The organism is Vibrio sp. SS-MA-C1-2, assembly GCF_021513135.1.
Lineage (GTDB): Bacteria > Pseudomonadota > Gammaproteobacteria > Enterobacterales > Vibrionaceae.
The window spans coordinates 1,975,703-1,990,032 of the sequence record NZ_CP090981.1; the positions used below are offsets into that span (position 1 = coordinate 1,975,703).

Here is a 14,330-nt window from a genome sequence, read left to right on the forward strand (position 1 = left end):
GTGTTTCGATTGGGAGTAGAAAAAAGCTTGCAGCAACAATTACCTTATCGGTACCAGATTAATCAACAATTCTTACGTTATCGTCCTACCGTTCAATTTATTTTAGCTGAATTGAAACGCCGTGATTTACCACCTGAATTAGCCTTATTGCCAATGATTGAGTCGAGTTATAACCCAGATGTCATTTCACCGGCAAAAGCGGTGGGGTTATGGCAACTTATTCCTTCTACCGCGAAAAGGTTTGGGTTGGAAATAAATAATTTCAATGACCAACGATTTGATGTGGAAAAAAGTAGCCAAGCTGCCTTAGATTATCTTTCATTTTTATATAATAAGTTTGATCAAGATCTTTACTTTACTATTGCTGCTTATAATAGTGGGGAGGGACGAGTAAGTCGTGCAATTAAAAAAATGATAAATCATCAAATGGCCAACCCGATGAGTCATAAAGAGATTACGTTACCCGGTGAAACTCAAAGTTATATCTATAAGTTTTTTGCTCTACAACAGTTGGTTGATGAGGCAGTATTGCGACTTGATGTGGATTATATTTGGTTAAATAATAAGTCGAAAAGCGGAGTAATGATTGAGCAAATTGAAACGGATAGCTCAAAACCCAATTTATTAATTAACGATGAAGTGGATAAACATCAAAAGGCATTGAGTAAAAAAGAGCAGGTGGAATTGATTAACTTGTATAACCCACAAGCTATTATCAACATGAACTCGGTTAAGCCATTAATAGATCTTAATTGATATTTTTTCTGTTTTCTTCTTTATTTTATTCTTTACTTTCTTCATTGTTGTTTTCTGTTTTATCAAATTCTGGAATATTAAAGTGGGGAAGAGGTGTGGGTTTTAAATGACCAGCACCTTGTCGCCAACGTCGGAGTTGATTGACATAAGTAAGAACATGAGCAACGGCGACAAATAGCTGGTTTGGGATCATTTGATCATTTTGGGTTGAATGAAATATCGATCTGGCTAGCTCAGGAATGACTAAAACTTCAACATCACTTTTTTGCGCAATCTCTCGAATATAAAACGCCACTTCATCTTTTCCCTTCGCCACTAAATAAGGAGCTTGGGCGCGCTCTAAGTCATATTTAATCGCTACTGCAAAATGGGTGGGGTTCATTAGCACGACATCGGCAGTGGGCACCGCTTTATTGATTGAGCCTTGTGCCATTTGCATCTGAATTTGTCTTACCCGCGCTTTGATTTCTGGACGACCCTCTGACTCTTTATGTTCATCTTTTAGCTCCTGTTTTGACATTTTCATCTTCTTACCAAAGTCATAAATCTGGTAAGGAACATCAAGTAAACTAAAAAAGATGATGACACTAAATAATGCGACAATATGCCAGAAAAAACTATCCAAAATAACGGCAATCGCTCCGGTAAAACTTGCCCTAGAAAGAACGGATATTGCGCCAATATTTGAAGAGACTGAGTGATATAAAATATAAAAAATAAGCGAGACTTTGACCACATTCTTAATAAGTTCAACAATAGAATTAAGTGAAAAAATACGTTTTACACCAGCAATCGGACTGATCTTTTCAAATTTGGGTTGTAACAACGAAAGATTAAAGACCCAACCACCTAAAATGACACTACTAATAATGACGGAGATAAATTTATAAAGAAAAAGGGGGGCAAAAAGTTGAATAATAAGAAATAGCGCTTTACCCGTAATATGTTGCAGGTAGAGAGGGTTATCAATGGTTTTTAGATCAAATTGGTAAGTGAGACTAAAAAGCTCATTAATGCTCTGCCACATCATCCCAGCAGACTGATAAAGATAAAGTACGGTTATGATAAGCGCAACGGCAGTCGTAAACTCTTTGGCTCTGGGGAGTTGGCCTTTCTTTTTTGCTTTATCTAGCTTTTGACTGGAGGCCGATTCACTTTTATCACCTGCGGTATCTGACATCTACAACCCCATAATATGACGCATGTAATCTTGCATCTCTAATAATTTACTTAAATAGCTGTCACCAACTCCGGTTAATGATATTGCTAGGGCAAACATGCCTAAAACCATCGTCATTGGGAAACCTAAAGCAAAAACGTTTAAAGACGGTGCCGCTTTATTCATCACACCAAAGGCGATATTACTCATTAACATAATAACAATAGCGGGTAGTGCCATCATTAAAGCAGAAGCAATAACCCATGAAAACATTTTGGCTAGCTCTAATAAACTTTGATAAGGGATTGGATTATCTAAAGGCCAAAGTTCAAAACTCTCTTTAAATATTGCCAGAATCACCAAATGAGCATCAAAACTTAAAAAAAGCAAAGTACAAAGAATTAAAAAGAAACGACCAATAATCGCCACACTAATTCCATTGCTTGGGTCATTCATAATCGCCATCGCTAAACCCATTTGCATCGAAATAGCCTGTCCAGCCATGGTATAAATGGTGAAAAAAAGCATAATCGAAAACCCAATCATGGCACCAAATAACAGCTGATAAAAAGTGATTAATACGGTAGTAAACGAAAATGGGTTAAATGGTGGTGCAGACTCAATGATTGGCATTAAGAGAAAAGCAAAGATCATTGCTAATAATATTTTTACTCGGCTGGGAACGGCACCGTCACCATATATAGGGCTAAAAATAAAGAAGCCAGCACAACGGACAAAAGGCCACCAGAAGTAGCCTAACCATTGGGTAATTTGTGCAAAAGTTATCTCCATCTTCTGGTTCTCAACCTAACCAATGCTGGTGGGTATAGAGGTGAAGATAAAATCAAAAAGCTCGGTGATCTGTTGCAATAGCCAATGACTGGTAACAATAATCGTTAATAAGGTCACAATCAATCGTGGTAAGAAGGAGAGTGTTTGTTCATTGACCTGAGTAACAGCTTGAAAGATAGCGACAACTAAGCCAACAAGTAGACTTGGAACAATTAATACTCCAACAATAATGACAATTAACCAAATGGCTTTTGAGACTAATGTAACCGCTAATTCAGGTTCCATACGCTACCCCACAGCAAAACTGGTGGCAAGACTGCCGACTAACATTTCCCAGCCATCGACAACGACAAACACGAGAAGCTTAAATGGTAGCGATACGATAAGAGGGGATAACATCATCATACCCATCGACATCAAAACGGATGCAACGACAAGGTCAATGACCAGGAAGGGGAGGAATAACATGAACCCAATTTGAAAAGCCGTTTTCAACTCACTAATAACATAAGCAGGCAACAGCACTAAAAAAGGGGTTTCTTCAACAGGCGTTGCTAAAGGTTCATCCGCAATTTTCATCATTTGCTCAATAGCACTTTTTTGAGTTTGATTAAGCATAAATTGACGAAGTGGAACCTCAGCCACTTTTAAAGATTGCATTAACGTCTGTTCATTTTGCTCATAAGGGACATAAGCTTTATCGTATATTTCAGTCCAAACAGGACGCATAATTAAAATAGTTAAAATAAGCGCTAAACCGACCAATACCTGATTAGGTGGCGATTGCTGTAGACCAAGCGCTTGACGAAGAATTGCAAGGACGACAATGATGCGAGTAAAACTGGTACACATGATGACAAAAGCTGGCACAAAGCTCAGCAGCGTCATTAATATCAATATTTGTAGTTTTACCGAATACTCACTCTCACCGTTAGTATCTTGAACTGTAAGTACAGTAAAATCATTAGCATTTACCGCTGTTGAGATAAAAAACAGTAAAAGGGTAATCAGAGGTAGTGTTAACTTATTTTTCATTACCATCAACACTTAATACTTTAACGCCAAGCACGCCGTCTTGTTCGATAATTTCTCCAGTGCCTAATTTGACACCATTAACCACGATATCAACAGGTTCACCTTCTTGCTTATCTAACATGAGAACTGAACCGGTATTTAAAGTGGCGAGTTCACTTAATAGAACAGATTTCTTACTGACTTGAACGGTAATCTCAACAGGGATGTTATTGATTGATTGGAAATGGTCTTTAGTTGATACATTCCCTTTCTCTTTTTTCTCATCATCTTGGGTGAAATCTAGACCATCAAGATCGCTCTCAAGATCGAAGTTGTCATCTAAATCAAAATCACTCATGAATTTTTACTCCATATTGGCGGTTTACTAATTGCAGTTCACCATTAAATATTTTTTTGTTATTAACTTTAATGTCAATGTTTGATTGTTGAGTTAAAGGTATAAAGCTCCCTTTAGTTATCGATAACATATCGCTAATTGGCATTGTGCCTTTCATTAATGTGCAATCTACATCTGTGGGGATTTTGCCAAGCATTTGAATCCTAGTACTCTCTGATACCGGTTCTTCATTTGAAAAACTGGTACGAATGTTTTTCATCAAAACATCATTAACAAAGAGGTAGAAAAAGTGGGGACGGTTATCAATAATAATTTTGATTTCCATACCAATATTAGTGATATCTTCCTCTGTGGGTTCAGTAATTAATTCTGTCCCTTCACCAAAGAGTTGTTTACTGACTAAAAGCGTTAATTTCTGTAATAAACGAATATGAGTTTGTGTCACTGGGTTTTCAGTCTCATTGGTTAAGTTATTACAAGAGAGATGAAGATCTAACAGTGAGATGATCGTTTCTGGCGTCGTGAAACTGTAGATCTTGCCATACTGATTGACAGAAACTATTGCTTGAATTGCTTCTTCTGGGTAGTGACTTGCCTCAGTCAATGTTAATGATATTGAGCTAGTATTAAAAACATCCTTGAAACACTCAACAATATGAAAAGTTTGTTCCTTGGTTGTTTTCACCAGCTTTTTCCTGATAGCGGGTTCTACGTTCCCGAGTTCCGTTAATTTGATACTTTTCACAATATAGGCTCTTTAACTCATTGTTAAATACAATGTTATAAATTGATAATAAATTTATTCATTGCGTTAAAAATAGCAGACAAGTAACAAGAGTGAAACAAAATGTTGAATATTTTTTATTGTAATGATTATTGTTTGTATTAAATTTTAAGGCGTACATTTTACCAGCAAAAATGGCATTTATTTGCATAAAAAACAATCAGTTGTTACTTGATTTACCAAATCTGGTCTGACCATCTTTGTATTTTTGGCGGATTCAGTCAATTTGTTGCTGTTGTTAATATTCTGTACTACCTTTGTATTAATAATGTGTTTATGAATCGGGTATTGAAACAATGATTAATTTAGATGATGCCTTAGGCATACACCCACAAATGCTTCAATACCGTACTTCAAGAACGGCAATTTTAACCTCAAATATTGCCAATGTTGATACTCCAAATTATAAAGCGAAGGACTTACAATTTTCTTCTGTATTACAAGGTGTCGGAGCTGAACGAAGTTATCAAATTGAAACTAACCAGTTATTCCGTATCCCGATTCAACGTTCAAGAGATGGTAATACCGTTGAGTTAGAGTCAGAACAGGCTCGCTTTGCGCAAAATGCGATGGAATATCAACAGAGTTTGCAATTTTTACGTTCTAAAATTTCAGGTCTAAATAAAGCGATTGAAGGACAGTAAAAATATAAACAAGGTGACGGAGTGAAGAAATGAGTTTTTCTGGAATTTACGAAACAGCAGGATCTGCAATGTCGGCACAAACGGTTCGCTTGAATACCATTTCAAGTAACTTAGCCAATGCTGACTCAGTATCCGGCAACCCTAATGATGTTTACAAACCCTTGAAGCCAATCTTTTCTTCCATATTTAATGCAATGAATACGCCTCTAGAGCAAGGGGTGGTTCCTGTGCGTATTGCGGATGTGATTGAAGTTGATACTTTAATGGAAGGCAAGTTTGAACCGGATAACCCTATTGCTAATGAAGAGGGCTACGTTTATTACTCTGGTATTAACGTTGTCAATGAAATGGCCGATATGATGTCAGCCACACGAAGCTTTGAAGCGAATGTATCGGTGTTAGGGAATGTGAAGTCGATGCAACAATCACTGTTGAGAATCTGGGAGATTTAAAATGCAGATAGGACAAGATATAAGCTCAAGGGTAGGAACGGATGCAAATAACAGTATTCAATCTTCTTCAACGCCTCCACCTACGGAAAATGCCAATAGTGCTGACTCATTAAAAAATGAATTCTTAACATTAATGGTTGCTCAAGTGCAAAATCAGGATCCTCTAAACCCTGCTGATGGTACGGAGTATGTCTCTCAACTTGCTCAATTCTCTCAAGTCGATAGTACTGAATCGTTAGTTACCTTGATGAAAAATCAGATGGTGATGTTAGATAACATGCAAGTGTTAACGACGGCTGGGTTAGTCGGTAAAGATGTATCCGTGCGTACAGATAGTTTTGTGGCTGACAACGAATCTACTTTTACCGGTTCTTTTGAATTAACCAATGCTTCAAATACCGTGACGTTAGAATTAACTGGAGCAGATGGAAAAGTCACCACGATTCCATTAGGCCCACATAGTAAAGGAGATATTCCATTTTCGATCGACAGTGATCAATACGATCTTTCTGGGGTACAGCAAATTAAAGTTGTATTGGATGATGGTCAAAATTATAACCCTCAAATTGTCATGAGTGGCAATGTAGATGAAGTTTCAATTCCTTCATCAGGAGGAGCCTCAATGCTAAATATCGCAGGTATTGGAGAGGTTCCATTTTATGACATTACTAATTTCGGAAATTAATCGAGTAATTCAATTGAATTAGTAGTTAACCAATAAAAAGTGAACAAGGATATACGGACATGAGTTTTAGCATAGCATTGAGCGGATTAAGCGCTTCGAATACAGAATTAAATAATATTTCTAATAACATTGCCAATGTGACAACCAGTGGCTTTAAAGGGGCAAGAGCTGAATTTGCATCCGTTTACAACGGCCAAGAAGCCGGTGGTGTTGAAGTTACAGGTATATCCCAAAATTTTGATAAATCAGGGAGTATTACAGGAACGGGAAGAGCCTTAGATATGGCGATTTCAGGTTCAGGTTTCTTTGTGACTGAAGACGCAAAAGGTCAAACCATGTATACCCGTTCAGGGATTATTAATATGGATTCTGATGGCACTTTGGTCAGTAATAGTGGTGCAGCACTACAAGGTTATCCTGTTGATGGAAATAATAACCTTCAACAAGGTACTGTCGGGGATCTGGTTATTAATACACAATCCCTTCAAGCAGAGCAAACAACGAATCTTGATTTTATCGCTAATTTAGATGCAAGAGAAACGTCGCCAATTAACGCCTTTGATGACACCGATTCAACCACTTTTAATCATTCATATACAACCCCTGTCTATGATTCATTAGGTAACCAACACACAGTTACCCAGTACTTTGTTAAAACAGCAACTGCGAATGAGTGGGAAGTTCATTTAAAAGATAACTCAACCAATACCTCGGTAGGCCCTGAGACGATTACTTTTAATAGTGATGGTACCTTAGATACATCTTCTTTAACCTCTTTTACTTTTACCCCTCCTAATGGTGCTGATCCTGTAAATATTAATATTGCATTAACCGGCATGACCCAGTTTGGTAGTGATTTCTCAGTATCAACCAATAATCCAAATGGTTATGGCGCTGGTGATTACGCAGGTCTTCGTGTTGAGAATGATGGTTCAATCTATGCTTCATATACGAATGGACAATCTCAATTACAAGGTCAAGTGGTGCTTGCCAATTTCACCTCTCCACAAGAGTTAGTTAAAACCTCTGATACAGCATGGTTACAAAGCTTTAGTTCTGGTGTTCCGGTTATAGGCACTGCAGGAACAGGAGTTTTTGGTGACTTAACCAGTGGTGCATTAGAAGGTTCAAATGTTGATTTAACCTCTGAATTGGTTAATTTGATGACAGCTCAACGTAACTATCAAGCTAATACTAAATCAATCTCGACGTCTGATCAGCTAACTCAAGCACTGTTTAATGTGGTGTAAGGTTAGTCTATGAATCCGATACTTTTTAGTGCAGCAAAGGGAGCAGAGCGGGTTATGTTGGCGCAAAGTGTGCGTGCAAATAACCTCTCTCAAGCTGATACCATCGGTTTTAAATCCTTAATGGAGCGTTCAACGGCAATGAAAGTTGAAGGTTCAGGGTTTTTAACCTCGGTGACGGCAAGAACAAACTCCGCAACCAATAATTTTACAGAGGGTGAACAACTTCGTACTGATCAACCTCTTGATGTCTCTATTGATGGTAAAGGTTTTTTTACCCTTCAAGGTTTAAAAGATGAGCCGGCAGAATTGTATACTCGTGCGGGAAGTTTCACTTTATCACCAGATGGTCAGTTACTTCTTGGCCAGCGTAAGGTGATGTCGGATGAAGGCCCACTGATTTTACCTGAGTTTCAAGCCGTCAATATATCGGAGACGGGGTCTGTTTCAGTGACACCAGCAGGTGGCGGTGGTGCGATTGAAGTGGGGAATCTAAAACTTGTTCGTCCAGAATATCGAGAGATGACCATGGATAGAAGTGGTCATTTTGTCCCAAATGAAGGCGGAATTTTACCTGCGGGTGAAGTGACCGTTCGTTCTGGTTACTTAGAAGCAAGTAACGTATCAAGTTTAGAAGAACTGATTAGTATTATGTCACTAACTCGACAATATGAGATGCAAGTCGAAGTGATGGCAACCGCGGATGAAATTGCTCAAATCGGCAACAAGTTACTGCAAAGTTAAGGAACTATTATGCATAGCGCTCTATCAATATCTAAAACCGGCATGGCTGCTCAAGATGCAAAAATGACGGCGATTTCAAACAATTTAGCGAATATTAATACCGTAGGCTATAAGCGTGATCGCGTGGTATTTGAAGATCTTTTTTATTCCATAGAAAAACAAGCAGGCAGTGAAACAGCCGACCTTAATGATCATCCAACCGGTGTACAGTTGGGTAATGGTGTTCGAGTTGTCGGCACAGAAAAAGTCTATACCCAAGGCTCAATTCAAAATACCAATCAACAATTTGATCTTGCCATCATGGGAGATGGTTTCTTCCAGATTGAGAATGGTGATGGTGAAATCTTTTATTCACGTAATGGTCAATTTAAAACCAGTGCGGAAGGGCAGTTAGTCAATAGTCAAGGTTACCCATTGGTTCCTGATATTACTATTCCTGCAGAAGCTACGTTAGTGAGTATTAGTTCTGATGGTAATGTCTCTGCTACGATTCCCGGTCAAGTCGCGCCTGAAGAACTCGGTCAAATTACTTTGATTAAATTTATGAACCCTGCTGGCTTAGAAGCGAAAGGTGGAAATCTATTCGCAGAAACTGAAGCATCGGGTGAAGCTTTCGAGTTAGTTGCAGGCACAGAAGGTGCGGGAATGATTAAGCAAGGGGCATTAGAAGGATCTAATGTTCAAGTTGTTGAAGAGATGGTTGATATGATTGCGACTCAGCGTGCCTATGAAATGAGTGCCAAAATGGTGTCAGCAGCGGATGAGATGCTGCAATATATCGCACAACAAGCTTAATGGTTTTTAAGCTTTATTTTAATCAATAAGAACAGAGGGATAACAGGATGTTTGGTCAATATAAATACGTCGTCATCGCTGTACTAACCGTTACCGTGTTAGTGGGTTGTGCGGGTCGTAAAGATGACTTTATCCCGCCTAAACCCAATGATGCAGATTATGCACCGCCTGAATTAAATTATGATGTGAATCGAGTTAGTACAGGGAGTTTATTTACGGGGGCAACGGCATTAACACTGTTTCAGGATCGTCGTGCTTACCGTGTTGGAGACATTCTTACCGTTACCCTAAATGAGAGAACGGAGTCAGATAAAACAGCCGCAACTCAATATGGAAAAAGTTCTTCTATTGACGTAGGTGCGCCGACCTTTGGCAATGCAACGTTAGATAACTTTTCTGCATCAGCAAGTGGTGAAAGAGATTTTGATGGCTCAGCGGCGAGTAGCCAAGGTAATAGTTTGACAGGTTCGATTACGGTTACCGTTTATGATGTTTTGCCTAACGGTGTTTTACGAATCCGTGGTGAAAAATGGTTAAAATTAAACCAAGGTGATGAATTTATACGGCTAACAGGAAACGTTCGAGTGGATGATATTCAATCGGATAATACCCTCTCTTCTCAACGTATCGCAGATGCAAGGATCACTTATGCTGGTCGCGGTGCATTCACCGATACCAATACAGCGGGTTGGATGACTCAATTCTTTAACTCACCATGGATGCCATTCTAATGAATAGATTAATCTCAAAAAACGTATCCATCAAAAACAGCTTGAAATTGATGCTAAGCACTATTCTTGTCTCTTTATCCCTATTTCTTAGTCAACTTGCATTCGCTCAACCGATACAAACATTGGTTGATATCTATGGCGATCGTGATAACCAATTAATCGGTTATGGCTTGGTGGTTGGTTTAGATGGTTCTGGCGACAAATCACAAGTTAAATTTACTCAGCAATCTGTTGTCAACATGATTAAACAGTTTGGTGTGCAATTAGAAGGTGGCACAGATCCTAAACTGAAGAACGTTGCAGCTGTATCCGTCACTGCAACGCTGAGACCCAATATGGGGCCAGGACAACGATTAAATATTACGATCTCTTCTCTTGGTGATGCAAAAAGTCTACGTGGTGGCACCTTACTCTTAACCCCTTTGCGTGGTATTGATGGTGAAGTTTATGCTGTCGCTCAAGGTAATGTCGTTGTTGGTGGTTTTAGTGCTCAAGGGTTAGATGGCTCAAGTGTTACTAAAAATACCCCAACAGCGGGTCGAATCCCTAATGGTGCGATTATCGAAAGAAGTATTGATAATCAAGATAATAGTCAAGTTATACGTCTACAATTAAAAGATCCCAATTATAAAACGGCGCTCAATATCTCAAAGTCTATTAATAAAACCTTTGGCCCTAAAGTAGCAAAAGCGATAAATAAGGGGCAAATTGAAGTTTCAGCACCGAAAGACCGTGAAGATCGGGTGATGTTTTTGTCGATGATTGAAGAGTTAAATGTTGAAGTCGGACAGAAATTACCTAGAGTTATTTTTAATTCTAGAACAGGGACGGTCGTCATTAGTGCAAAAGTCACCGTGTCAGAAGCCGCCGTTAGTCAAGGAGGATTATTGATTTCGATTACTGAAAATCAACAAGTCTCACAGCCGAACAGTTACAATTTTGGTGATGGTGCAGAAACCGTCGTGACAGATCAATCTCAAGTTAATATTAATGAACAAGAAAGCGGCATGATGATCTGGCCAGAGGGAACGAATTTGCAAGATATTGTCGATGCAGTGAACAGTGTAGGAGCAACGCCTGACGCTCTGATGCAGATTCTACAAGCCTTAGATGAAGCCGGTGCACTCAATGGCGAGTTAATGGTGATTTAATGTTTAATCAAATTGGATTACCTCAGTTTAATGGAAGCCATGCAGTTAATGGTGATATTGACTCGAAGCAGCAGGTTAGACCTATTCTAGATAATCATCATCCATCGCCTGTGCAACCGTTCAAAGCGGCTAACAACCGTTTTGATACGTTATTAGAACAGACAAGAGAGACGCTGAAACAACACGTTATCGTCGCTTCTCCCGTTGAGACTAAAGTAGAAGTCGGTGTTTCAATTGAACCAGAAGCACTTAAAACCCCCCAAAATATCCAAGCTTTAACTCAAGTAGACGAATTAATTGCGAAAAAATCAGATTTAAAAGGGTTAGATTCTATTCAAGAACAGTTAACTAAATTGAATCAGAAAGGGGTCGTTGCGGGTAAAGGTGATGACTTTTACCTTGATAACAGCTCATTACAAGCGATTAAACTGCAAGGTGATAGTGATGAGGGGATCCGAGCGGTTTCCGAACAATTTGAAGCCGTCTTTATCCAGATGATGTTAAAGAGAATGCGAGCAAGTTCTGAAGTTTGGTCAGACAAAGATAACCCATTGTCAACGCAGTCTGGTTCAATGTTTCAAGAGTTATCAGATAACCAAATGGCGCTAAGTATGGCGAAAAAATCAACACTAGGAATAGCTGATCTTATCTATCAACAGCTATCGAAGGGATAAGGAGTGTACTTATGAGTATGATTAATATTGGGTTAACGGGTGTTTTAGCCAATCAAATTGCGATGAACACCACCGCTCAGAATACCGCAAATGTGAATACTGAGGGTTACTCTCGCCAAGAAGTCACTCAGTCAGCACTGATTCTCGGTGGATTAAGCAATTTAAATATCGGTTCAGGTGTGACTGTCGATAGTATTCGACGTGTAGCCGATCAAGCCCTTGTTACCCGTTTAGAAACCAGCAGTGCTGAGCTCTCGTACAGTAATCATTATTATAGTGGCATGTCTGGATTAGAAGAGCTATTAGGTTCAGAGAGCTTAAATTTAACGAATAGTTTCAATGATTTTTTCGCTTCGGTAGATGAAGCGACGGTTGCCCCTGAATCTCCCGCTTATCGTGAACAAATTCTAGCAGCCGCTAATGGGGTAGCGAGTACCTTTAATCGTAGTGTTAATGCAATAGAAGAACAGATGCAGAACCTGAATAATCAATTCTCGGTCTCTGTTAGTTTAGCTAATGCTCAATTAGAGAACATTTCACAACTTAATATCTCAATTAAAGAAGCTCACGCGAAAGGACAAAGTACAGCAGGGTTGACTGATCAGTTAGATTTATCACTGCGAGATTTGACTGAAAATATGGGCGTTAATGTGCTTCGTAAAGGGGATGGCACTGCAGAAGTTTCTTTGCCTGACGGTCAACCATTAGTCATTGGTGAAAGTGTTGCCTCTATTGAACGTGTTTTTTCTAATACCGATCCCTATGGTACCGAACTGACTCTTAATTTCTCCGGTGCAAGTATGCCTGTCAATGAAATGGGTGGGACATTAGGTGCTTTAATTAAATTAAAAGAAGATGAATATGAGCCTAATACTGAAAAGTTGAATGAACTTGCTGAAGTTTTCGCTACGGCTGTTAATGATGCTTTAGCAACAGGTATTGATTTAGAAGGGAATGTGAACACTATTAATGCTGATGGAACCAATGGCTCACCTTTGTTTCAATTCAATGCTTTAGATCCTGCTGCTTCTTTAGAAATAACAGATATTTCAGCGGAACAATTAGCATTATCAACCAGTGGTGAAATTGGTGATGGTGGAGTGTTAACTGATATCACGAGTATTATTACTACTACATTTACTTCTACTACTTTTAGTAATAAGACCATATATGATACCTACAGTCAGATGTTAGGGGAGTTAGGTATCAATACCAATCAAGCTCAACAATCATTAACTACCGCGCAGATTAATCAGAATGAAGCTCAAGCGGCTCGTGATAATGTCAGTGCGGTCAATAGTGATGAAGAAGCGGCTAATTTAATGATGTATATGAATGCTTATCAAGCGAACATGAAAGTCGTCAGTGCAGCCAATCAAATGTTCCAATCAGTTTTAACTGCATTTTAAGGAGTCAGTATGCGAGTTACGGATAGTCAATTTAACAACCTTATGCATACATCACTGCAAAAAAATAATGTGGCATTGAATAAAGTTTTTGAGCAGTTGTCGACGGGAAAAAAGATCAACCACCTGTCGGATGATCCTATAGCATCAATTAAGCTTCAAGGACTTTCTCAAAGCATTTCCAAAGGTAACCAATATGAACGTAATATTCAAAATGTCACCTCTAAAATGCAACAATATGAGACCTATCTCTCAACTGCAGAGAGCATTTCTCAATCAGTGAACGAACTTTTATTACAAGGTAAAAATGGAACTTTAGATGTAAATAGTCGTGAAGGTATTGTAATAGAACTTGAGTCTTATAAAGATGAGTTAATCGAGATATTTAATAAACAAGATCAGGGCAATTTTATCTTTGGTGGAACGGCGATTGACCAGCAACCTATCACTGTAGCAACTGGGCCCACAAGTTACACTTTTTACAATAACAGTGATAAACGTTTAACATCAATTAGTGAAGGTAAGTCGGTAGAAAATAATATCACCGCAGTTGAGGTTTTAGGGACAGATCCAGCTAATAATATATTCACACAATTAGATACAGTTATCGCTGAGTTCTCATCTGCGACACCAAATTATACTAACGTTGATAATGCAATCAATGCTAACCAGGATTTTCATGGTCGTGTTTTATCGACCATAACAAAGATAGGTAGTGAAATTTCTGGCCTTGAACGCTATTCCGAGACAACTCAAGATACGATTTTATTTGCTCAAGTCATGGAAAATGATCTGGTTGAACTTGATTTTGCCGAAGCCAGTATTCGATTAAACCAAGGTATGTTGGCGTTAGAAGCCACCCAAAAAAGTTATATGAGAATCAGCGGTGCTAATCTTTTCTCTCTACTTTAATTGAGATTTAATCGGGAGTTGGTAAA

General features: G+C 38.7%; 18 protein-coding genes. 12 read left to right on the forward strand and 6 right to left on the reverse strand.

The annotated features are described in order from the left end of the window. Positions 1-756 (forward strand): lytic transglycosylase domain-containing protein, encoded by a 756-nt coding sequence (locus L0B53_RS13365; RefSeq protein WP_235060106.1) that lies wholly within the window; start codon positions 1-3, stop codon positions 754-756. 25 nt (positions 757-781) lie between these two features. Here the strand turns inward: L0B53_RS13365 and flhB are convergent, their stop codons facing one another. The 6 genes from flhB to L0B53_RS13395 are packed head-to-tail and all read right to left on the reverse strand — an operon-like array spanning position 782 to position 4,824. Beyond that, the gene (gene flhB / locus L0B53_RS13370) at positions 782-1,936 is read right to left on the reverse strand and encodes a flagellar biosynthesis protein FlhB (RefSeq protein ID WP_235060107.1); all 1,155 of its coding nucleotides are present in this window, start codon (positions 1,934-1,936) and stop codon (positions 782-784) included. Further along, entirely contained in the window at positions 1,937-2,707 is a 771-nt protein-coding gene (gene fliR / locus L0B53_RS13375; RefSeq protein ID WP_235060108.1) for a flagellar biosynthetic protein FliR, read from the reverse strand. Between the two features lie 15 nt (positions 2,708-2,722). Beyond that, positions 2,723-2,992 carry a flagellar biosynthesis protein FliQ gene (fliQ, locus tag L0B53_RS13380; protein ID WP_235060109.1) on the reverse strand — a complete coding sequence of 90 codons (270 nt, stop codon included), beginning with the start codon at positions 2,990-2,992 and terminating at the stop codon, positions 2,723-2,725. A gap of 3 nt (positions 2,993-2,995) precedes the next feature. Further along, entirely contained in the window at positions 2,996-3,742 is a 747-nt protein-coding gene (fliP, locus tag L0B53_RS13385) for a flagellar type III secretion system pore protein FliP (RefSeq protein WP_235060110.1), read from the reverse strand. Further along, positions 3,732-4,079, reverse strand: coding sequence for a FliM/FliN family flagellar motor switch protein (locus L0B53_RS13390; RefSeq protein WP_235060111.1), 348 nt, complete (start codon positions 4,077-4,079; stop codon positions 3,732-3,734). The genes fliP and L0B53_RS13390 overlap by 11 nt, the downstream gene beginning before the upstream one ends. Next, the gene (locus tag L0B53_RS13395; protein WP_235060112.1) at positions 4,072-4,824 is read right to left on the reverse strand and encodes a FliM/FliN family flagellar motor switch protein; all 753 of its coding nucleotides are present in this window, start codon (positions 4,822-4,824) and stop codon (positions 4,072-4,074) included. Before L0B53_RS13395 ends, L0B53_RS13390 begins: the two co-directional genes overlap by 8 nt. A 335-nt stretch (positions 4,825-5,159) precedes the next feature. On the opposite strand from L0B53_RS13395, the gene L0B53_RS13400 reads away from it, so the two are divergent. The 11 genes from L0B53_RS13400 to flgL are packed head-to-tail and all read left to right on the forward strand — an operon-like array spanning position 5,160 to position 14,304. Continuing rightward, positions 5,160-5,507: a flagellar basal body protein gene (locus L0B53_RS13400; protein WP_235060113.1), complete on the forward strand. Its 348-nt coding sequence runs from the start codon at positions 5,160-5,162 to the stop codon at positions 5,505-5,507. Between the two features lie 29 nt (positions 5,508-5,536). Then, on the forward strand, positions 5,537-5,959 hold the full coding sequence (gene flgC / locus L0B53_RS13405) for a flagellar basal body rod protein FlgC (protein ID WP_235060114.1): 423 nt from the start codon (positions 5,537-5,539) through the stop codon (positions 5,957-5,959). Position 5,960: 1 nt separating this feature from the next. Then, the gene (locus L0B53_RS13410; RefSeq protein ID WP_235060115.1) at positions 5,961-6,644 is read left to right on the forward strand and encodes a flagellar hook capping FlgD N-terminal domain-containing protein; all 684 of its coding nucleotides are present in this window, start codon (positions 5,961-5,963) and stop codon (positions 6,642-6,644) included. A gap of 59 nt (positions 6,645-6,703) precedes the next feature. Further along, a complete protein-coding gene (gene flgE, locus L0B53_RS13415) occupies positions 6,704-7,894 on the forward strand; it encodes a flagellar hook protein FlgE (protein WP_235060116.1) in 1,191 nt (396 codons plus the stop codon). 9 nt (positions 7,895-7,903) lie between these two features. Further along, on the forward strand, positions 7,904-8,635 hold the full coding sequence (locus L0B53_RS13420; RefSeq protein ID WP_235060117.1) for a flagellar basal body rod protein FlgF: 732 nt from the start codon (positions 7,904-7,906) through the stop codon (positions 8,633-8,635). Positions 8,636-8,644: 9 nt separating this feature from the next. After that, a complete protein-coding gene (gene flgG / locus L0B53_RS13425) occupies positions 8,645-9,430 on the forward strand; it encodes a flagellar basal-body rod protein FlgG (protein ID WP_235060118.1) in 786 nt (261 codons plus the stop codon). A gap of 47 nt (positions 9,431-9,477) precedes the next feature. Further along, positions 9,478-10,161 (forward strand): flagellar basal body L-ring protein FlgH, encoded by a 684-nt coding sequence (gene flgH / locus L0B53_RS13430; protein WP_235060119.1) that lies wholly within the window; start codon positions 9,478-9,480, stop codon positions 10,159-10,161. After that, positions 10,161-11,312, forward strand: coding sequence for a flagellar basal body P-ring protein FlgI (locus L0B53_RS13435; RefSeq protein WP_409202808.1), 1,152 nt, complete (start codon positions 10,161-10,163; stop codon positions 11,310-11,312). The genes flgH and L0B53_RS13435 overlap by 1 nt, the downstream gene beginning before the upstream one ends. After that, positions 11,312-11,986 carry a rod-binding protein gene (locus L0B53_RS13440; protein ID WP_235060120.1) on the forward strand — a complete coding sequence of 225 codons (675 nt, stop codon included), beginning with the start codon at positions 11,312-11,314 and terminating at the stop codon, positions 11,984-11,986. Before L0B53_RS13435 ends, L0B53_RS13440 begins: the two co-directional genes overlap by 1 nt. An 11-nt stretch (positions 11,987-11,997) precedes the next feature. Further along, positions 11,998-13,395: a flagellar hook-associated protein FlgK gene (flgK, locus tag L0B53_RS13445; protein ID WP_235060121.1), complete on the forward strand. Its 1,398-nt coding sequence runs from the start codon at positions 11,998-12,000 to the stop codon at positions 13,393-13,395. 9 nt (positions 13,396-13,404) lie between these two features. Continuing rightward, a complete protein-coding gene (gene flgL, locus L0B53_RS13450; protein ID WP_235060122.1) occupies positions 13,405-14,304 on the forward strand; it encodes a flagellar hook-associated protein FlgL in 900 nt (299 codons plus the stop codon). The last annotated feature ends 26 nt before the right edge of the window (positions 14,305-14,330 follow it).